Raw genomic sequence first — 18,278 nt, 5'->3', positions numbered from 1 at the left:
AGATTTTATAAAGTGTTTTGTTTATATTTTTTGTAAAATAATTTCAAAATAGGAGAACGATTTGGTTTTTTCTTCTGTTCGGCAAGAGAATAAGCATAAATCATTTGGCTCCTCCTTCTCAACAACGGGTTTGTTGGGTGCTCGCAAGTTCATATTTAATCTATAAGTAATATAAATTGTTAAATCAGAAACCCTTTAGTTATGAAAGCAAAAGCTACCTTCTTGAGTTATATCTCTGCTGAGAAGAGAATGAGAAAAGAGCAGATCAAGTCTAAGAGTGCAAAGAACAACAAAGCCCAGGGAGAGCAAGTGCCTCAGCTTGAGCAGAGAGTTTCCATGCCTGCCGGTAACTGAACAGTACCTGATTTAGCAGTGAAGTAATCTGACCTTACGGCACCTGCCTATACCATAAGAAAAACCTCTATAGCCTAAATCTATACAAAATAAGCCAGGGTTTAACTTTATGAAAGCATGCTAATCCAGCTATGCCTAGTCGGTTACACCCTTATCAGTTAATTAATTCTATTAATAAATTCAAAAGAAAAGCCCCGCTGAATGAACAGCGGGGCTTTTGAATATGGGTTAAGTTAAGCTAGATTACCCAATGGCAACGCGCTTGAACTCAGTAACGGTCATGCCTTTGGAAGTGTTGTCCAACAATTTGGCAATGGTCACAGATGGGTCTTTCACAAACTCCTGGTTCAGCAAAGTGCTTTCTTTGTAGAATTTGTTCAGCTTGCCCTGGGCAATTTTCTCCAGCATTTCTTCTGGTTTGCCTTCGGCGCGAGCCTGCTCTTTCCCGATCTCAATCTCACGCTGGATGGTATTTGCATCAACTCCGTCTTTGTCTACTGCAATTGGTTTCATAGCAGCAATCTGCATGGCTACATCTTTACCAACCTCAGTTACTTCGTTTCCGCCGGTGTTGGTTAAACCTACCAATACACCCAGTTTACCATTTGAGTGGTTGTAAGCAACAACTTTCTCAGCAGTTACGGTCTCGTAAGAAACTACGTCAATTTTCTCACCAATTTTACCCATCAGGTCAGTGATGTGGTCTTGCAGTGAGCGGCCATCGGCCTGAGGCGTAGCTAATAAATCTTCTTTGGTACCTGAAGTGTTGGCAACGGCAGCCGCCAATACAGTCTGGGCCAAAGTTCTGAAATCTTCTACTTTAGATACTGGCTCAGTTTCGCAGGCAAGCGCGATCACTGTTCCAACTGTACCATCAGCGTTTACCTGAGTTAATACCGCTCCTTCAGAAGTAGCGTTGTCGGCACGCTTGCTGGCAATTTTCTGACCTTGTTTACGAAGGATATCTTTGGCTGTCTCAAAATCGCCGTTGGCTTCTGTCAACGCTTTTTTGCAGTCCATCATACCAGCGCCAGTTTCCTGACGAAGTCTGTTTACATCTTGTGCTGTAATAGCCATTGTTCTTTTATTAAGAAATACGGATAATAAGTTTCAGTAGGAGAGGGAGTTGCCAGAGAGGCGGGTTCCCGTTTGGTTAAAAAGAAACTGAACATCAGTGGCCAGGCTTCCTAATGTTCAGTTTCTTTTACAATTCTATAAAGAGATCAGAGAGGCTTATTCAGCGTCAATTTTCTCCTGGATGCCTTCGTCTTCTGAACGTTTTCTGTCAGAATCTTCTTTGTCTACTTTACGCTCAGACAGACCTTCTTCAATGGCGCGGCCAATCAAAGAAGTGATGAGAGAGATAGATTTAGAAGCGTCATCGTTGGCCGGGATTGGGAAATCCACTGTCTCTGGGTTAGAGTTGGTATCCACAATGGCGAATACTGGCAAGTTCAGTTTCTGAGCTTCTTTGATAGCGATAGACTCACGCTTCACGTCTACTACGAACAGAGCAGCTGGGAGACGTGACAGGTCAGCGATACCACCCAACACACGGTCAAGTTTCTCACGCTCACGAGATAACATCAGACGCTCACGTTTCGCCATAGCGGCATAAGCAGTGTTCTCTTTCACCATTTTGTCAATAGTTGACATTTTCTTCAAAGACTTACGCACAGTCTGGAAGTTAGTCAACATACCACCTAACCAACGGTCGGTCACGTAAGGCATTTTAAGGCGTTTTGCCTCTTCAGCCACAATGTCCTGTGCTTGTTTCTTGGTGGCGACAAACAAAATCTTACGGCCAGATTTCGCGATTTGCTTAATAGCGTTGGTCGCGTCGTCTAATGAGGCAAGGGTTTTGTTCAGGTCAATGATGTGGATGCCGTTTTTCTCCATGAAAATGTACGGAGCCATTTTAGGATCCCATTTTCTGGTAAGGTGACCAAAGTGTACACCGGCGTCCAGTAATTCTTTATATGTGGTATTAGCCATGATATTGATACAGCTGATGATATATTAACGTTTAGAGAACTGGAAGGAACGACGGGCTTTGCGGCGACCGAATTTCTTACGCTCCACCATACGTGGGTCACGCGTTAAGAATCCTTCTTTTTTCAGGGCTGGACGGGTCTCAGCGTTTTCTTCCACCAGCGCTTTGGTGATAGCCAAACGAAGGGCTTCTGCCTGACCGGCCACGCCACCGCCTTTGATGTTCGCCTTAATGTCGTATTTGCCAACCGCATCAATCAGCGACAATGGCTGCTGAACGATGGTTTGCAATACTTCACTAGGGAAGTATTCCTTAATATCTCTATCGTTAATAGTGATATTCCCTTGCCCTGACGTCATGTAAATGCGCGCCACCGAGGTTTTTCTTCTACCAGATGTATTGAGAACTTCCATTAAATATGTCTAGATTATTTTGTAAGTTTTACTTGAACAGGCTGTTGCGCAGCGTGCGGATGCTCAGCACCAGCGTACACAAACAGGTTGCGGAATTGCTCACGGCCCAAACGGGTTCTTGGCAACATACCTCTTACCGCACGCTCTACCAACAGGGTAGAAGACTTGGCTTTCAGCTCACGCGGAGTGAAGGTCTTCTGACCACCTGGGTAACCAGTGTGCGTAACGAAGGTTTTCTTATCCCACTTCTTACCGGTCATGCGAACTTTGTCCGCGTTGATCACGATCACGTTATCGCCGCAGTCAGCGTTAGGCGTGAAAGAAGGTTTAGATTTTCCGCGAAGGATCATCGCGATCTGAGAGGCCACACGGCCAAGGGTTGAGTCTCCGGCGTCTATCACTACCCAGCCTTTATTAGCGGCCGCCTTATTAACTGATAGCGTCTTATAACTTAAATGGTCCATTGTAAATGGTTAACGGGTGAAAAGAATGTATGCTTTTTCTTGAAAATGGTCACAAAGATACAAGCTTCCTTTTTGTTGTGCAACACTAACGCTATTTATTCCCTTGAAAATCAATAGAATTAACCGTTTGGCAACTACTTTCCCGCTATTCCTGAAGCGTTTAGCACAAAGAAGCCTTGGTGTTTAGGAGCCGTCTTACAGAAAATGCCCTGGAAAACAAAGATCCATTCCAAGCCTCATTTCTGAAAAACAGGCCTGAAATGGATGCTGTCATGTAGCGGCGTTACACGTAACGCCGTGGTTTTATTCAACAGAAACGTCTCTATCCCAGCAACTGTGAATTATAAAGGTGTGGCTTTTGCCCGGGCGTAAGGCTGCTTCTGATTACAGACAGTGCCTCTGCGTGGCAACACGGCGTTACGTGTAACGCCGCTACTAGCCGTTCTTGCGGAGCAGTTTCAGGAGCACTTCAAAATCTTTGGGGTATTTTGAGGTGATGGTCACCTGCTCCCCGTTCAGCAGGGTGAAGCCCAATTGGTAGGAGTGGAGCGCGAAGCGCTTGATGACTGGCTGTTCCTGGGTGTCTTTGGCCAGGTTGAATTTGCGCTTGAGACTGGAGAGGTACAGCGGCTCGCCGCCGTAGAGTTCATCCTGCACAATGGAGGCTTTCAGGAAAGCCAGATGAAGCCTGATCTGGTGCATACGGCCCGTAATGGGCTTGCATTCCACCAGCGTGTGCCGACCGAATTTCTCCAGGGTAGTGAAATAGGTCTGAGCCGGTTTGCCTTTAAATGCTAGTTTGGCTACGCCTTTGAGTCCGGGTTGGATGGCGCGGTCTACCAGTAGGTTATCAAACTCGTGGCTGCCCCAGGCTACGGCGTGATAGATTTTCTGTACCTGGCGGTTCTCAAACTGCATGGACAAGTGGCGGTAGGCCTCGGGGTTCTTGGCAATGGCCAGGCAGCCGGAGGTTTCTTTGTCCAGGCGGTGGCAGGCTTGGGCGTCCTCGTGGTACTGGCGGGCCAGGGTGAGCAGGTTGGTCGCGTTGAAAGAACGGTCTTCCAGCGTAGCCAGAAACGGTGGTTTATTGACTACAATGAAATCGTCGTTCTCAAAAACAATAAGGTCGCGGAAAGCGGGTAACTTCATAGAAACAGATGTGTGACGGCAGACAGGCTGGCCGTTTTTGCTCTGCTTTTACGAAAACAGGGCCAAAACGGCGGCAGTCTCTGCGCGGCACAAAGGTACCACTTATTTTCTTCCCGGCAGATTCCCCGTTTTAGGGCTGTTTAGGTGAAACTTGCCTTAAAACAGGGGTTAATCTTTAACGCGGGTGAGCTTAAACCGGAGGGTGGTGCCCTGGCCCACCTCGCTGAAGACTGCGATGGTGGATTTATGCGCCTCCACAATGTGCTTGGAGATGGCTAGCCCCAGCCCCGAGCCTCCGCCGGAGACATCACGGGTGCGGCTTTTGTCTATGCGGTAGAAGCGCTCAAAGATGCGGTTGTGGTGCTCTTTGGGAATACCCGGTCCGTCGTCCTGCACGGTTACCAAGGTCTTTTTCTTTCCGTCTTGGAAAGAGAGCCAGATGTTGCCGTTTTCCGAGCCGTATTTGATGGCGTTGTCTATCAGGTTGACGAGCACCTGCTTGATACGACCCCGGTCCCCGATTACCCTGAAAACTTCCTCGGGGGCGTTAAGGAGGTGAATGGTGATGTTCCTGGCCTGTGCCTTGCCTTCTAACTGTTCCAGCACCTCGCGGCCCAGCTCGTTCAGGTCAAACTTAGACTTCTTCATCTGCATCACGCCTTTCTCCAGCTGGGAGATGGTGATGAGGTCCTGCACCAGGGTATCTAGGCCGTCCAGACTTTTGGCGGCTTTCATGAGGAACTTGTCGCGCACGCGCTCATCATCCATGGCGCCGTCCAGAAGCGTGTGGATAAAGCCCTGGGCTGCGAAGATGGGGGTTTTAAGCTCATGAGAGACATCGGCGAGGAACTCGCGGCGCATGGCCTGCAGGCGTTTAAGTTCTTCAATCTCCTTCTGGTTTCGCTCGGCCAGGAGATAAATCTCGTCTTTGATGCGCTGCAGGGGATCTGGCCGGAACAGGAATTTGGTGCTCATCTGTTTGAACTCCTTCCGCTTGAATTTTTCCAGCCCGGCGTAGATGTTGTTGATTTCCCTGAAGATCAAAGCCTCATAGGAGAAGTACACCAGCAGAAAGCAGGAGGAGAACGTGAGCGCCAGGGCCAAAACCCGCTGCCTGAACTCCAGGTACGGCGAGATGCCCAGGTAAATGGCAATAATCAGCGCCACCAGCACCGAGATGAGGATGGCAATTCTCTGCGAACTCAGCTTTATTCCTCTGGGAGGAGTGGCTGGGGTAGGAGGGACAGGTTTAGTCGGTGTTGAATTTGTAGCCAACGCCTTTAATGGTCTTTATTTGGTCTTCGCCTATTTTCTCCCGCACCTTTCTGATGTGCACATCCACGGTACGGGCAATTACAAAAACATCGTTCCCCCACACATTGTTCAGGAGCTCATCACGGGAGAATACTTTATTTGGCGTGGTGGCCAGGAAGGACAGCAGTTCAAACTCCTTTTTGGGTAGGGTGATTTTCTGCTCGCCTTTGTGCACGATAAAGCTGGTGCGATCAATGCGCAGCCCACCTATCTCTATGACCTGGGTCTGCTCGGGACTTTGAACCGTGTCACGACGCTTGTAGGCAGCCAACCGACTAATGAGGGCGCGGGGCTTGATAGGCTTCACGATGAAGTCATCTGCGCCGGCGTCAAAGGCGGCCACTTCAGAGAACTCCTCTGAGCGGGCGGTCAGGAACAGGATGTGGGTGTCTCTGAACTTGGGCTTCTCGCGCAGTTGGCGGCAAGCCGTGATGCCGTCCATGACGGGCATCATCACGTCCAGAAGGATGATATCGGGGAGGAATTTCTTGGCCACATCCAGGGCCACCTGGCCGTTCTGGGCATGTGCCACTTCGTAGCCTTCTTTCTCCAGGTTGTACTGTAAGAGTTCCACAATGTCTGGGTCATCGTCTACTACCAGAATCTTGTATTTGGCCGGCGTTTGCATAGAATGCGTTTTACTTGAAAGAGCAATACACTACTGGCAATCTCCTTGAAAGCCAGGATGAAACTACGCGGTGAGAAAAGCGGGTCTCTGAATTTCAGGATAAAGATAAGGAATAGTCTGCCGTAAAGTTGTATTAAGAAATTGTTACCCAGTTTAGTTGTTGGTGTTTTGCCCTTAGTGATTAGCTGCCCATTTGGAGAAAGTGGTGTAGATGACAATGCGGGCCTTGTCTGCTTTAGGGCCGATTTCCTGGAGATGACCCTAAAACAGGTGAGCCGCCGGAGAAGAATCCGGCGGCTCACCTGTTTTAGGGTCATCTAATCACTAATCACTAGGCACGAATCACTAATAACTAGTAAGGCTATTTCACTATAGCAAGTCTGCTCTGTAAACCATTGTATTTGTACAGGTCCACTTTCACGGAACCCACGAACATCTCGGCCTGGAACATCACCGGGATTTTGTTTACGTCGTCAGAGAAATACACCGTGATGGCGTCTTCGCCGCTGAACAGCTTGTTCTTAGGCATTCTGGGTACCAGACGGTGCGCCCTGATCTTGCCGGCTTTGGTCTCCACCACGGTCTTGCCGCGGTAGGTAACCGTCATGTCAAAAACCTCATCGCCCAGGAAGCCTTGCATTCTGATGGTTTGGCCCGGCTTGTAACTGTCCAGATCCAGGGTGCGCAGGTAATAGAAGCCACTCACCATGTCCTGGGCATTGTCTGGCACCTTGAAGACCTGGTTCTTTTTCTCGTCACGGCTGTCATTCACCACCACGGTGTTCTTGAAGTGGTCAAAATCGGTGGTTTCCTTGCGGCGGTATTTGCCTTCTTCAATGTTGCGGTGGAAGCGCAGCGGCAGCATAGAAGAGGTGTCTATGAAAGAGGTCCAGGTATCGCGCACGCGGTGGAAGAAGTCAAAAGACCCAATGGTCTTGCCGGTTACCGTGGTCTGGTAGCAGGGGCGGTTATTGATCCGGTGCAGGTTAGGGGCCACATTAATGGTGGCCTCGCCGGCGTTGATGATTCCGTAATGCACTTTGTATTGTAGCACCTCGCCGGGGGCAAATGAGTCGTTCTTCACGGTGCGCAGCGTGTCATTGAACGCGAAGCCACTCAATACTAATCCTAACAGCGGTACAATAAAAAGTAGATGATGTTTTACACGCATAAGTTATTCTTGCCTATATGCCTGGGCTATTCAAATGTCGTACCAATTCCTGCCAGATCAGGACCGTATACAAAGTTATAGGTTTTCAGGTGGAACTCAACTTAAACAGAAACGGCACCTAAAAAGGTGCCGTTTTGTGAAAAAAGCTAAGAAATTATTCGTTGTCTTCCAGGGCAGCGGCCACTTTCTCTGGCTCGCCTTTCACAATGGCCCGGATCTTATTCTCAATTTCCTGCATCAGCTCTTCATTGTCCAGCAGGAACTGCTTCACGGCGTCGCGGCCCTGGCCTAAACGGTCGCCGTTGTAAGAGAACCAGGAACCTGATTTCTGTACCACGCCCAGTTCAACACCCAGGTCAAGGATCTCACCTACTTTGGAGATACCCTCACCGTACATGATGTCAAATTCCACCACTTTGAACGGAGGCGCCACTTTGTTTTTCACCACTTTCACTTTGGTGCGGTTACCGGTGATGCTGTCCGGACCTTCTTTAATCTGCCCGATACGACGGATATCCAGACGCACAGAAGCGTAGAACTTAAGGGCGTTACCACCGGTAGTGGTCTCTGGGTTACCGAACATCACCCCAATCTTCTCACGCAACTGGTTGATGAAGATACAGCAGCAGCCGGTTTTGTTGATGGTACCGGTAAGTTTTCTCAGGGCCTGAGACATCAAACGTGCCTGAAGACCCATTTTGCTCTCACCCATGTCGCCTTCCAGTTCGCCTTTTGGCACCAGGGCGGCCACGGAGTCAATCACAATAATATCAATAGCACCGGAACGGATCAGATGGTCGGCGATCTCCAAGGCCTGCTCACCATTGTCTGGCTGCGAGATCAGGAGGTTCTCCGTATCAATGCCTAGTTTCTCAGCGTATGCTTTGTCGAAAGCGTGCTCGGCATCAATGAACGCGGCAAGGCCACCTTTCTTCTGTGCCTCTGCAATGCAGTGCATGGTAAGCGTGGTTTTACCGGAAGATTCTGGTCCGTAGATCTCCACCACACGGCCACGCGGAAGACCTCCAATACCCAAGGCGATGTCTAAGCCCAGGGAGCCGGTAGAAATGGCCGGGATGTCCTCCACCTGCGTATCGTTCAGCTTCATGACCGTACCTTTGCCGTAGGTCTTGTCCAGCTTGTCGATGGTGAGTTGGAGCGCTTTCAATTTTTCGCTGTTTACACTCATGTCTGTGTTTTCTTTGCTTAATTATTTGTTGAATTTACAACTTCCTGAGCCAATCTGCAAACGCTAGCCGCGGCGTTTGTGGTGCTTGCCAGACTCTTTCCGGAGGCGTAAAAATGAAACACCCAAAGTACCGGATTTGTCCCCTGATTTACTATTTTTTTTAGTTATTTTTTCTGATCTTATGCTATTTAAAATAGCAAAACAGCAACTGCCAAATAACCATTCAGTTATAGCGCGGGAGAGGGCTCAGGGTTTCTCTCCTTGCTTCTTCTCAACAAAAACAGGGGCAAATAAGTTACAGAGCGGGTGGGTATTTTAACGGAGAAGGCTCAGGAAACGTAAGCCGGTTAAGACCGCTGTTTTAGGCCAAATTTCTGGAAAACGGCCAAGAAGCAGGAAGTGCAAGAGTTAGCCGCCTAGGGCTTCCGTTTCTTTTCTAGCCGTCTTTAACTACCTTTCGGGGGAGGGTGCGGCAGGGGCTGATAGCAGGGATCTTTCCTTTTTCTTTTTACCATTTCCCGTGGCAAACCGGGATGTTTACAATTTGCTATGTCTAAAAAGTGGCTTCTGCCCGCCCTGGTGGCGTTTTTTACAGGTCAGGTGGCCTTCGCGCAGTTAAACAACAAAGCCTTCGAGACCCGGCAGCCGGTAAAGCCCGAGCAGGCCGGAGAGCTGCAGCTGGGCCTCAACGCCTTCGGGTACCAGAAGAACAATGAGTACTTCAATGACATCGCCGAGGGCTACACCCTGTTTGGCTATCACCTGAACCCGCGCCTCATTTACTTCGCCTCGCCGCACGTGCGCATAGACGCCGGCGTGCAGGTGCAGAAAGACTTCGGATCTAAGCGGTACTCGCTGATGCAGCCCACCTTCACCATCCGCTACGAGAAGGATGACATGGCGCTGCTTTTCGGGACACTGCAAGGGCACCTGAACCACGGTTACATTGAGCCCCTCTACGATTTTGAGCGCGTGATCACAAACCGGCTGGAGAACGGCCTCCAATACCTCCTGGATAAGCCCAACGTAAGGCTGGATGTCTGGATTGACTGGCAGCGTTACCTCCGGCGTCTGGATCCGTTCCAGGAAGAGGTTGCCGGTGGGGCCTCCGCTGAGTTAACGCTCTACCGCACGCCGGTTTCGCTTGATTCTGAAGAAAACACCCCCCCAACGGAAACCTACATCGGCTTACCGCTGCAGTTCACGGCCCAGCACCGGGGCGGCCAGATTGACGTCACGGATCTGCCCCTGGTGACCTTGACCAATGCCGCGGCGGGGCTGGTGATCAGGAAAAGCTATGACAAGAAATTCTTGAAGGCCCTGCATTTTCAGCCGTACGTGGTGGGCTGGAAGGATTTCTCCAATGAGAAGAACCTGGCTTTCAAGCAAGGCGGCGGTCTGTACCTCAACGCCGGTATTGATACCAAGTACCAGAACGTGATGCTGAGCTACTGGCGCGGTAACGGGTACTATTCAGAGTTGGGCGGCAAGTTGTACCCATCAGTCTCCTCTAACTTCAAAACCCCAGATTTCACCGACAAAAACCGGCAGATTCTCATCGTGCGCTTTATGCATGACGTGGAACTCATGGAAGGTTTGAGCCTGACTTTGCGGGTAGAGCCTTTCATTGACTTCGATAATCCCCAACTGGAGTTCTCCAATAGCCTGTACCTCAATTTTAACTCAGATTTCTTTCTGGCCCGCCTGAAGAAAAGATAACCTTTGTTTTAGGGCTGATTTCAGGAAAACAGGCTTAGAACCCTTTCCACAGCAGCTGCGCGTTGGCATCGTCTTTCTTGAGGCGGTACACGTGGATGGGTTGGGGCGTGCCGGTGCCGTTCTCGGGTGCTACGGGCGTATAGGTCTTGAGGTGCGTGAAACCGCTGCGCTCGGCCACGCGCTGGCTTTTGTCATTGGTCACGGCGCAGCGCAGATTGATGCATTCCATGCGCAGGTCCTGGAAGGCGTACCGGGCCAGGCCCTTGAGGGCCTCCGTGGCGTAGCCTTTCCCCTCGACTTGATTTCCCAGGTAGTAGCCTACTTCAGAGTAGGGTTTGCCGCGGGCCAGCCGCCGCAGAGTAATATCGCCTACGTAATCATCAAACTCTTTCCGCCAGATCCCGAAACTGTACAGGTCCCCGGCTTTGTGCTGCGAGATGAAAACCTTAATCCGGTGCTGCGCATCTGGTAAGGTGAGTACCGCCGAGGTGCGGTCCGGGAAGTCGGGGAGCAGGCGGGCGCGGTTCTGGTGCAGCAGTTCCCAGAAAGCAGGCGCATGCTCTACCGTATACGGAAGCAACCATAGCCTTTCGGTGGAAATCTCTACTTGATAGGCTGGGGAGGTAACAGTTGGCTGCATAGGCGGGAAAAGATAATCTTTTTGGGTGTACGGCCCTGCCAACCCGTAGATGCCAAAAAACTAACAATTTCTGCCAAGAGGCCGTTAAGGAAGGTACTGTCTTTTTGTCTTCTGCCCCATTTTTCTTCAAAGGGAAGGCAGGCCTGGCCACTCTTTGGTCTGGAAGAATGCCGCCGGCTGGTTCCGGCATCAGGGCGCCTGTTCCTTTTTATGGCGAAAGATAAGAGCAAGCCCTGGCAGGGTAATGAAAGTACCGGCAAGCATATTCATTGCTTTTGCGCCTGGGTAGTGGTTTAGGCGTTAAAGCAGCTTGTTTTCACCTGTTTTCAGAAAACCATGCACGAAAAGAGCATCCTTCAGTCTTTGCAGGAGTACGGCCGAGGCGTTATTGGCGGCTTGCTGTTCAGCCTGCCCATGCTCTATACCATGGAGATCTGGTGGGCCAGTTTCACCGTGTCGCCGAGGCTCTTGCTGCTCTACATTCTGGTAACCTCGGTCTCGCTGCTGGGCTATAACACCTACGCTGGTTTGCGGTCCAGTGCCTCCTGGAAAGAGATTGCCGTGGACTCTATAGAGGAGATGGGACTGGGGCTGGTACTTGGTTTCCTTTTTCTCTGGCTTTTGGGAGTGATCCAACCCACGGATATGTCGCTGGAGCGCATGGTGTACATGACGGTGGTGGAAGCCATGCCCATTGCCATTGGCGTCTCTATTGGCACGGCCCAGTTAGGTACCTCCGAGAAAGAGGACGACGAGTCTGAGGAAAAGAAGCCCCAGGAAAGTATCCTGGCCAAGCAGGACGCCGGACCAGCCTCTACCCTGGAGCAGATCATGCTGGCCACCTGCGCCAGCCTGATCTTTGGCGCGAGCATCGCCCCCACAGAGGAAGTCATGAAGATCTCCGCCGATGCCACCCCGCTGCAGTTGCTTCTGGTCTTTCTGGTGTCTCTGGCCTTGAGCAGTGCCATTCTTTTTTACGTGGGGTTCAGAGGGTCTTATGAAACCCCGGCCAATGAGGCTCCTACTTTCCTGGAGGTGGTGTATGGCCTGAGCATCACCTATGCCGCCGCGTTCTGCACTTCGGCGGGAGCGCTGTGGTTCTTCGGTCGCTTTGAGGGAGTGGGGTTGCAGGCTTGTATTGAGGCTACGGTAGTGCTGGGCCTGGTCTCGGCACTTGGAGCTTCGGCGGGACGGTTTTTGTTTGACCAGGAGTATAAATAAAAGGAAAGTTGTATGAAGAAAAATCCGCTGGAGTGGTTCGTGTTTGGGGCGAGTGTCCTGCTCATCATTACCCTGCTGGGCTACCTGACGGTGAAAGCCTTTCACTACGAACACACGCCGCCGGATCTTAAAATCAAAATACTCCCGGAAAAGGACCGGCCCGGGCAGAACATCCATAGAGTGGAGCTGGTGAACATGGGAGAGCAGACCGCCGAAAACGTGATTGTGGAGATTTCCCTCTTGCAGCAGGGTAGGGAGGTAGACAAAGCCGAACTGCGGTTCCCGCTGGCGCCTAAGGAAAGCGTGCAGGAAGCCTGGATCACTTTCAAGACACCCAAGCAGGCAGACCAGAAAATGTCGGTTCACATATTGGGCTACAATAAACCATAAAAAGAGCTGGGCTACTCAATAAGTGTTGAGTAGCCCAGCTCTTTTCTATAGCGTAAAGCTAAACCCTGTGTTCAGGGCGTTCGCTGGTTATTTATTCAGGAAAGGATAGTTGTACTGCAAGGGACTGCCTAGTTGCTGCTGGCGGGCGATGACTTCCATGGAGTGGGCAATCTCGTTGAAATACTCCAGGCGACGGATCAACTGCTCTTTCAACAGCACGGTGCCCTCAGGGGTGCGCAGGTACGCGCGTTTGTCTTCCAGAATCCGGTGCATCACGTCAGACACGCGCTTGCCTTCCTGCATGTACACCGCGTGGAACTCCACCAAGGCATCAAAACCGTCTTTGGTTACCTGGCAGGGAAAGCCTGCGGAGGTAAGTACATCGCACAGCAGGTTTAGTTCCAAGGCCATGGAGATGTTGTAAGGTGTGGTGCGCACATCCAGGCCTCTGTTGATGTAAGAGAAGATGGTTTCCAGGTTATTTTCAAAGCGTTCGTAAAGAGCTGCTGCTTCCATGCAAGTTCGGGTTAAAAGAATCGGGGGCAAAAGTACACAATGCGTTACTCTTTTGCACCACCTGCGGTTGCCTGCAGGTAAAGGCGAATTTTAATTTTGGGATCGTTTTCTAAAAATCGGGCTGAAAACAGGCCATGAGGGTTCCATGAGCTGCGAGCTGCTGCCTGTTTCCCAAAAGAAGGTTCAGGCAGAAAGGCTTTTTAGTCCAGCGGGGCGTTATCCTTTTTAAGCCTGATTTCTGAAAAGTAGGCCCAAAACGGGTTATAAGAGACCTTTGATGATTTGCTCTACAGTAATGCCCTCTGCCTCGGCTTTGAAGTTGCGGACCAGGCGGTGACGCAGAATGGGCACGGCCACGGCCTGCACGTCTTCAATGTCTGGGGAGTATTTGCCTCGGATGAGGGCATTGCATTTGGCGCCCATGATCAGGTGCTGCGAGGCCCGTGGTCCGGCACCCCATTCAAGATATTGGTTTGTCTGCGAACTGGCTAGTTGGGTGTTGGGGCGAGTGGCATGCACCAGCTTTACGGCGTATTCCACCACGTTGTCAGTGACCGGTACGCGGCGCACCAGTTGCTGGAAGGCGGTGATCTCCTCGGCGTGCAGTACCACGTTGGGCGTGTGTTTGCGGTCACCGGTGGTGTTCTTCACAATCTGCAGCTCGGCCTCGTAGCTGGGGTACTCCAGCGCCACGTGAAACATAAAGCGGTCTAGCTGCGCCTCGGGCAGGGGATAGGTTCCTTCCTGCTCAATGGGGTTCTGGGTGGCCAGCACAAAGAACGGGCGCGGCAGGTTGTAATGGTGGCCCGCCACGGTCACGGAGTATTCCTGCATGGCCTCCAGCAGCGCGGCCTGGGTCTTAGGCGGCGTACGGTTGATCTCATCTGCCAGCACGATATTGGCGAAAACGGGGCCCTTCACAAACTGGAAATGACGGTTCTGGTCCAGCGTTTCGGAGCCCAGAATGTCAGAAGGCATCAAATCTGGGGTGAACTGCACCCGGTTGAAAGACAGATCCAGGGAGTTGGAGATGGTCTGGATCAGGAGCGTTTTGGCCAGACCCGGCACCCCCACCAAAAGACAATGCCCCTGACAAAAGACAGCAGTCAGCACCAGTTTTACTACTTCCTCCTGACCAATAATGGTGTGGGAAATCTCAGCGGTCAGCCGCTGGTAGGCATGGTGAAGCGCATCTGCGGCTTCTTTGTCAGAGGCAAAGGGAGGCATAGAGGGGAGTTTATTCGTCTAAACTACAGGTTTTGAAATCTGGGGCGATGTCTACGAACACCGTTTCTTTGTTTTTCTCAAACCACTCACTAATGGCTTTGTTGCGTTTGTCGGCCAGGGCCGCAGCGGCAATCTTCTGGTAATCGTCACGCATGTTGGCCTGGTGCGGGGCAGCCTTTGATTTCAGATACAGAATGCGCATGGCCTCTTTCCCGTCTTCGGTACGGTACGGAAGCGGTCCGCTGATGGAACCTACCTGCATGGTATCAATCACAAAGAAGATAGACGGGTCCACTTTATCCACCGGAATGTAAGTGGTAGGGCTGTTGGGCAGGGTGATCATACCGCCATTCCCTTTGGAAGACATGTCATCTGAGAACTCTTTGGCCGCTTTGGCGAAAGTGAGGCTGTCAGACATGATCCGGGTTCTGATGCTGTCCAGCAGACGGGCGGTTTGCTGCATGTCTACCTGAGCCGTAGCCGGCTTGATGAGGATGTGGCGGGTGTTGAACTCCTCGCCGCGGCGCTCAATCAACTGAATGATGTGGAACCCGAACATGGACTCAATCACGGGAGAAGTCTCGCCGGGCTGCAGTTTAAGGGCGGCTGCTTCGTATTCAGGTACCAACTCGCGTTTCTTGAAGAAGCCCAGTTCTCCGCCGGCAGCCCCGGAACCCGGGTCCTGTGAAAACTGGCGGGCCAGCGTGGCGAAGTCCTCACCAGCAAGAATCCGTTTTCTGATGCCTTCCAACTGCTCGCGGGCTGCCTGTTTCTGGGCGGTCCCGATCTGCGCAATCTTCACAATCTGGCCTACTTCTACCTCGGTGGAGAAATAAGGCAAGCTGTCTTTGGGAATACGGTTGAAATACTGCTGCACCTCTTTGGGCGTCACTTTCATTTTACCGGCAATCTCGCGCTCCATTTTCTGAACGGTCATCTGCTCTTTAAGGCTGCGGCGCAAGTCACTGCGGATCTCGCTCATGGGCTTGTTGTAGTACGCCTCCAGTTTCTCCTGGCTCCCAATCTGGGCAATGAACTGGTTCAGGCGGCCTTCCAGCTCGGCATTGATGGTGTTTTCCTCTACAATAACAGAGTCCACCTCGGCACGGGCCAGCAATAGTTTATTCTGGACAAGTGAGCGCAGGATCTCGCAACGCAGGTTAGGGGATTTATAGCCCTGGCTTACCGCGTTGGCGTGCTGGAACTCCAGCTCTGACCGTAACACGATATGCCCTCCTACTTTGGCCACAATGTTATCTATCAGGGCAGCTTGCTGAGCCTCTGCGTTTTGCGTCAAAGTGCCCAGGGTAATCAGTAGAAGGAGGCTTTTAAGGAAAGAAGAATAAGAAATTCTGATTTTCATGGTATTCTGTATAGCGGTCTCTAGCTATAGAACCGCTTCTCGTGCAAATTAGTATAGTGGTAAACAAACAAAGCTAGGCAAACGCCTTCACTTAAAGAAACTTCCGGAGGGCTTAGTGCTTAATAAGCTTCTGCACCTCTGGCTGGTTGATGCTTACCGGGTATTTCTGGCGCAGTTCTTTGATCCATTCCTGCTCCAGGTAATTCTGGTAATCTGAGATCACTACGCCACGGGTCTCGTTCAGTTTCTTAGGGGTAGGCGGATCTACCTGGTCAATCTTGATCCAGAGAATGCGGCCATCCTGGGTGAGGTTGTAGGTGCCCGGCTTCCAGGTAACCGCATCCAGCACCTTGTTCTCGCCGCGCTGGAACTTGCGCGAAGTAACCTGCAGGGCCAGCGGGTTGCTTTGGTTTAACTGTTCGGCCATGGCTTGCAGATCTGAGGTGTACACTGTTACGGCCACGCGGCGGGTTCCGGCTAATTGGGCCGTAGAAGGCACAATCTTAATGCGCTCTCCTTTAATACCTTTCTGCTGCAGGTAGTTCTTCACCGCAGTGGCCCGGCGGGCGCCCAGGGTTGAGTTTCTCTGGTTTGCGCTTTCGCGGGCGTCAATGTAACCGGTCACATCCAGGCTGAGGGCAGAGTCTGCCTGCATGGTAGAAGCCAGCTGATCCAGCTGGGCCGTGGCTGCATTGGAAAGTTTGTTTGCGCCGGTGGTAAAGAGCAGGTCAATTTGCTTGTGTCTGGAAGACGGGAACCGACCCGCAGCCAACAGGGCTTTGGCCTGGTTCATCACGGCAGAATTGGCGGCGCTGAGGATGGTAGCCTGGGCCCGCTCGCCCCACATGTAGTTGGCTTTGTTTGCCTCAAAGAAAGCTTTCAGGCCTACGGTGTCTTCCACTGCTTTGGCCCATACCTTCTCCTCCATAAGCTGGAACAGCAGAATGCCGTCATGGTACTCGTTCACCAGCATCTTGTAATCCTGGTGTTTTTCCTCCAGGTGCTCACGCTCGTAATCCAGCAGGCTGGTTTCCACAAACTTGTCATAGAGCAGGTTCATGGCATGGGAAGGAGACACGTTCTGGCGGGCGCGCTGGTTCGCCTCAATATAAGTGGCAAAGTTGCCCACGGTGAAAGGTTTGCCGGCAATGGTGAACAGTGTAGCGGTAGGTAGGTTCTTGGGCTCAGCGGGCACGCTGAATTTCCATTTTCCTGTTACAAGAGTCGAATCTGCCAGTTTGAGGGTAGCCGTTTTAATGGCCTGGTTCTCCTGGAACTTGTTCTCGGCTTTGATACGGCGCAGGAATGCGGCTTTGTTCAGCTCAGAGCGAGAGTCTTTGGCAATGCGGTTCCGCAGCGAGGTCTCCATCTCTTCATAAGAAGGCAGCTCTTTGCGCTCCAGTAGCTTGATAATGTGCCAGCCGTACACCGTTTGCACGGGCGGCGTGATGGCCCCCGGCTGCGCCAGGGCGAAGGCAGCCTCCTCAAAGGAAGGAATCATGCGGCCGGTGCCAAACCAGGGCAACTCCCCGCCGTTATCCGCCGAGGCGGCGTCTTCTGAGAATTGCGAGGTGAGTTTGTTCCAGTCTTCCTTGCGCAGGACGCGGCTGTAGATCTCGTCAATCTTCTTCTTGGCAGCCAGGGAATCTGCTTTGGGCAGGCCTTGCTGCGCGCGCACCATGATGTGCGCCACTTTGATCTCGCCCTGCGCCGGACGTACTTCGTTTACTTTGATGATATGGTACCCAAAACGGGTTCTCACCGGCTGAGAGATTTGACCTGCCGGCGTGTTGAAGGCGGCGTTCTCAAATGGGTACACCATCTGCAGGGCAGTGAAGTAACCCAGGTTGCCGTTATTCTCACGGGCAGACGGGTCTTCAGAGAAACGCTGGGCCAGTTGCTCAAACGGGGTACCGTTTACCGCCTGGTTCCGCAAATCCATGATCTTTTGGTATGCGGCCAGCGTGTCTTTGGGATCGGCCTCCATGTCCACGGAAACCAGGATGTGGGTGGCGTTTACTTCTTTCTTGAGGCGCTCGTAGGCTTCGCGTACTAGTTGGTCGGTCACGCTCTTCTCCGTGAGGAAAGGTTGCGCCAGCTGTTCTTTGTAACCGCCCAGCTCTGTTTTAAACGCCTGGGTGGTGTCCAGACCGCGGCTCTTGGCCTCCGCTACTTTCAGCTTGAAATTGGTGTACAGGTTCAGGTACTCGTTTACGCTGGCGCTGGAAAAAGCACTGTCTGCGGCGCTGTTGTTTTTCTCATAAACGTAAGCGAACTCAGAGACCGGTACTTTCTCTGGGCCAATGGTGAGCAAAACAGGTTCCGCGGCCTTTTTAGGGGAGGTACACTGGAATAGGAGCAGGGCACTCAGGCCCACATACAAAGAAGTAACTCGCATAGGTGTCAGCAAAATGCAGGATGTGTAGGCTATAGACTTCCCTTACATTATGCAATTTTACTCATTTTTTTGGAGAGAACAGGCTACTATTGAAAAACATAGTGCCCTGGAGGCGGGCTGGAAGAAAAC

Annotated in this window: 18 protein-coding genes; 4 read left to right on the top strand and 14 right to left on the bottom strand. The window is 51.6% G+C overall.

The window, feature by feature from the left end:
* The first annotated feature begins 201 nt into the window (after positions 1–201).
* The gene (locus tag J3P34_RS03975) at positions 202–354 is read left to right on the top strand and encodes a hypothetical protein (RefSeq protein ID WP_210466494.1); all 153 of its coding nucleotides are present in this window, start codon (positions 202–204) and stop codon (positions 352–354) included.
* A gap of 243 nt (positions 355–597) precedes the next feature.
* Here J3P34_RS03975 and tsf read toward each other — a convergent pair whose 3' ends face one another.
* The 9 genes from tsf to recA form a co-directional block, all read right to left on the bottom strand.
* Entirely contained in the window at positions 598–1,431 is an 834-nt protein-coding gene (tsf, locus tag J3P34_RS03970; RefSeq protein ID WP_210466493.1) for a translation elongation factor Ts, read from the bottom strand.
* Positions 1,432–1,587: 156 nt separating this feature from the next.
* A complete protein-coding gene (gene rpsB / locus J3P34_RS03965; RefSeq protein ID WP_210466492.1) occupies positions 1,588–2,349 on the bottom strand; it encodes a 30S ribosomal protein S2 in 762 nt (253 codons plus the stop codon).
* A 24-nt stretch (positions 2,350–2,373) separates the two neighbouring features.
* Positions 2,374–2,760, bottom strand: coding sequence for a 30S ribosomal protein S9 (gene rpsI / locus J3P34_RS03960; protein WP_123127659.1), 387 nt, complete (start codon positions 2,758–2,760; stop codon positions 2,374–2,376).
* A 14-nt stretch (positions 2,761–2,774) separates the two neighbouring features.
* A complete protein-coding gene (rplM, locus tag J3P34_RS03955; RefSeq protein WP_210466491.1) occupies positions 2,775–3,224 on the bottom strand; it encodes a 50S ribosomal protein L13 in 450 nt (149 codons plus the stop codon).
* Between the two features lie 435 nt (positions 3,225–3,659).
* Complete coding sequence (locus J3P34_RS03950) at positions 3,660–4,373, bottom strand: RluA family pseudouridine synthase (RefSeq protein ID WP_210486508.1); 714 nt, start codon at positions 4,371–4,373, stop codon at positions 3,660–3,662.
* A gap of 168 nt (positions 4,374–4,541) precedes the next feature.
* Positions 4,542–5,648 carry a sensor histidine kinase gene (locus J3P34_RS03945; protein WP_246853526.1) on the bottom strand — a complete coding sequence of 369 codons (1,107 nt, stop codon included), beginning with the start codon at positions 5,646–5,648 and terminating at the stop codon, positions 4,542–4,544.
* On the bottom strand, positions 5,623–6,315 hold the full coding sequence (locus tag J3P34_RS03940) for a response regulator transcription factor (RefSeq protein WP_210486507.1): 693 nt from the start codon (positions 6,313–6,315) through the stop codon (positions 5,623–5,625). The genes J3P34_RS03945 and J3P34_RS03940 overlap by 26 nt, the downstream gene beginning before the upstream one ends.
* 361 nt (positions 6,316–6,676) lie before the next feature.
* Positions 6,677–7,486 carry a DUF3108 domain-containing protein gene (locus J3P34_RS03935; protein ID WP_210466488.1) on the bottom strand — a complete coding sequence of 270 codons (810 nt, stop codon included), beginning with the start codon at positions 7,484–7,486 and terminating at the stop codon, positions 6,677–6,679.
* A gap of 154 nt (positions 7,487–7,640) precedes the next feature.
* Positions 7,641–8,675: a recombinase RecA gene (recA, locus tag J3P34_RS03930; protein WP_210466487.1), complete on the bottom strand. Its 1,035-nt coding sequence runs from the start codon at positions 8,673–8,675 to the stop codon at positions 7,641–7,643.
* Between the two features lie 549 nt (positions 8,676–9,224).
* Between recA and J3P34_RS03925 the strand changes: the two genes are divergently transcribed.
* Positions 9,225–10,394, top strand: coding sequence for a hypothetical protein (locus J3P34_RS03925; RefSeq protein WP_246853525.1), 1,170 nt, complete (start codon positions 9,225–9,227; stop codon positions 10,392–10,394).
* Between the two features lie 34 nt (positions 10,395–10,428).
* Here J3P34_RS03925 and J3P34_RS03920 read toward each other — a convergent pair whose 3' ends face one another.
* On the bottom strand, positions 10,429–11,034 hold the full coding sequence (locus tag J3P34_RS03920; protein ID WP_210486506.1) for a GNAT family N-acetyltransferase: 606 nt from the start codon (positions 11,032–11,034) through the stop codon (positions 10,429–10,431).
* A 336-nt stretch (positions 11,035–11,370) separates the two neighbouring features.
* Between J3P34_RS03920 and J3P34_RS03915 the strand changes: the two genes are divergently transcribed.
* Both J3P34_RS03915 and J3P34_RS03910 read left to right on the top strand, forming a co-directional pair.
* Positions 11,371–12,255, top strand: a complete 885-nt coding sequence (locus tag J3P34_RS03915) for a DUF2391 family protein (protein ID WP_210486505.1) — start codon at positions 11,371–11,373, stop codon at positions 12,253–12,255.
* A 12-nt stretch (positions 12,256–12,267) separates the two neighbouring features.
* Positions 12,268–12,645, top strand: a complete 378-nt coding sequence (locus tag J3P34_RS03910) for a hypothetical protein (RefSeq protein WP_210486504.1) — start codon at positions 12,268–12,270, stop codon at positions 12,643–12,645.
* Positions 12,646–12,732: 87 nt separating this feature from the next.
* Here the strand turns inward: J3P34_RS03910 and J3P34_RS03905 are convergent, their stop codons facing one another.
* The 4 genes from J3P34_RS03905 to J3P34_RS03890 all read right to left on the bottom strand — a co-directional run bounded on the left by J3P34_RS03905 (position 12,733) and on the right by J3P34_RS03890 (position 18,149).
* Positions 12,733–13,161 (bottom strand): hypothetical protein, encoded by a 429-nt coding sequence (locus J3P34_RS03905; protein WP_210486503.1) that lies wholly within the window; start codon positions 13,159–13,161, stop codon positions 12,733–12,735.
* A gap of 261 nt (positions 13,162–13,422) precedes the next feature.
* Positions 13,423–14,388, bottom strand: a complete 966-nt coding sequence (locus J3P34_RS03900; protein ID WP_210486502.1) for an AAA family ATPase — start codon at positions 14,386–14,388, stop codon at positions 13,423–13,425.
* Positions 14,389–14,398: 10 nt separating this feature from the next.
* Positions 14,399–15,751: a peptidylprolyl isomerase gene (locus J3P34_RS03895; RefSeq protein ID WP_210486501.1), complete on the bottom strand. Its 1,353-nt coding sequence runs from the start codon at positions 15,749–15,751 to the stop codon at positions 14,399–14,401.
* 112 nt (positions 15,752–15,863) lie between these two features.
* Positions 15,864–18,149, bottom strand: coding sequence for a peptidylprolyl isomerase (locus tag J3P34_RS03890; protein ID WP_210486500.1), 2,286 nt, complete (start codon positions 18,147–18,149; stop codon positions 15,864–15,866).
* Positions 18,150–18,278 lie beyond the last annotated feature (129 nt).

The sequence above is a fragment of the Rufibacter aurantiacus genome (genome assembly GCF_017916345.1).
Taxonomy (GTDB): Bacteria; Bacteroidota; Bacteroidia; order Cytophagales; family Hymenobacteraceae; genus Nibribacter; species Nibribacter roseolus.
The sequence above is the reverse complement of the archived record's forward strand: the minus strand, read 5'-3'. Positions and strand labels throughout refer to the sequence as shown.

Coding starts and splice junctions, on each gene's coding strand:
- J3P34_RS03975 (WP_210466494.1), top strand. CDS start 202: ATGAAAGCAAAAGCTACCTTCTTGAGTTATATCTCTGCTGAGAAGAGA.
- tsf (WP_210466493.1), bottom strand. CDS start 1,431: ATGGCTATTACAGCACAAGATGTAAACAGACTTCGTCAGGAAACTGGC.
- rpsB (WP_210466492.1), bottom strand. CDS start 2,349: ATGGCTAATACCACATATAAAGAATTACTGGACGCCGGTGTACACTTT.
- rpsI (WP_123127659.1), bottom strand. CDS start 2,760: ATGGAAGTTCTCAATACATCTGGTAGAAGAAAAACCTCGGTGGCGCGC.
- rplM (WP_210466491.1), bottom strand. CDS start 3,224: ATGGACCATTTAAGTTATAAGACGCTATCAGTTAATAAGGCGGCCGCT.
- J3P34_RS03950 (WP_210486508.1), bottom strand. CDS start 4,373: ATGAAGTTACCCGCTTTCCGCGACCTTATTGTTTTTGAGAACGACGAT.
- J3P34_RS03940 (WP_210486507.1), bottom strand. CDS start 6,315: ATGCAAACGCCGGCCAAATACAAGATTCTGGTAGTAGACGATGACCCA.
- J3P34_RS03935 (WP_210466488.1), bottom strand. CDS start 7,486: ATGCGTGTAAAACATCATCTACTTTTTATTGTACCGCTGTTAGGATTA.
- recA (WP_210466487.1), bottom strand. CDS start 8,675: ATGAGTGTAAACAGCGAAAAATTGAAAGCGCTCCAACTCACCATCGAC.
- J3P34_RS03925 (WP_246853525.1), top strand. CDS start 9,225: ATGTCTAAAAAGTGGCTTCTGCCCGCCCTGGTGGCGTTTTTTACAGGT.
- J3P34_RS03920 (WP_210486506.1), bottom strand. CDS start 11,034: ATGCAGCCAACTGTTACCTCCCCAGCCTATCAAGTAGAGATTTCCACC.
- J3P34_RS03915 (WP_210486505.1), top strand. CDS start 11,371: ATGCACGAAAAGAGCATCCTTCAGTCTTTGCAGGAGTACGGCCGAGGC.
- J3P34_RS03910 (WP_210486504.1), top strand. CDS start 12,268: ATGAAGAAAAATCCGCTGGAGTGGTTCGTGTTTGGGGCGAGTGTCCTG.
- J3P34_RS03905 (WP_210486503.1), bottom strand. CDS start 13,161: ATGGAAGCAGCAGCTCTTTACGAACGCTTTGAAAATAACCTGGAAACC.
- J3P34_RS03900 (WP_210486502.1), bottom strand. CDS start 14,388: ATGCCTCCCTTTGCCTCTGACAAAGAAGCCGCAGATGCGCTTCACCAT.
- J3P34_RS03895 (WP_210486501.1), bottom strand. CDS start 15,751: ATGAAAATCAGAATTTCTTATTCTTCTTTCCTTAAAAGCCTCCTTCTA.
- J3P34_RS03890 (WP_210486500.1), bottom strand. CDS start 18,149: ATGCGAGTTACTTCTTTGTATGTGGGCCTGAGTGCCCTGCTCCTATTC.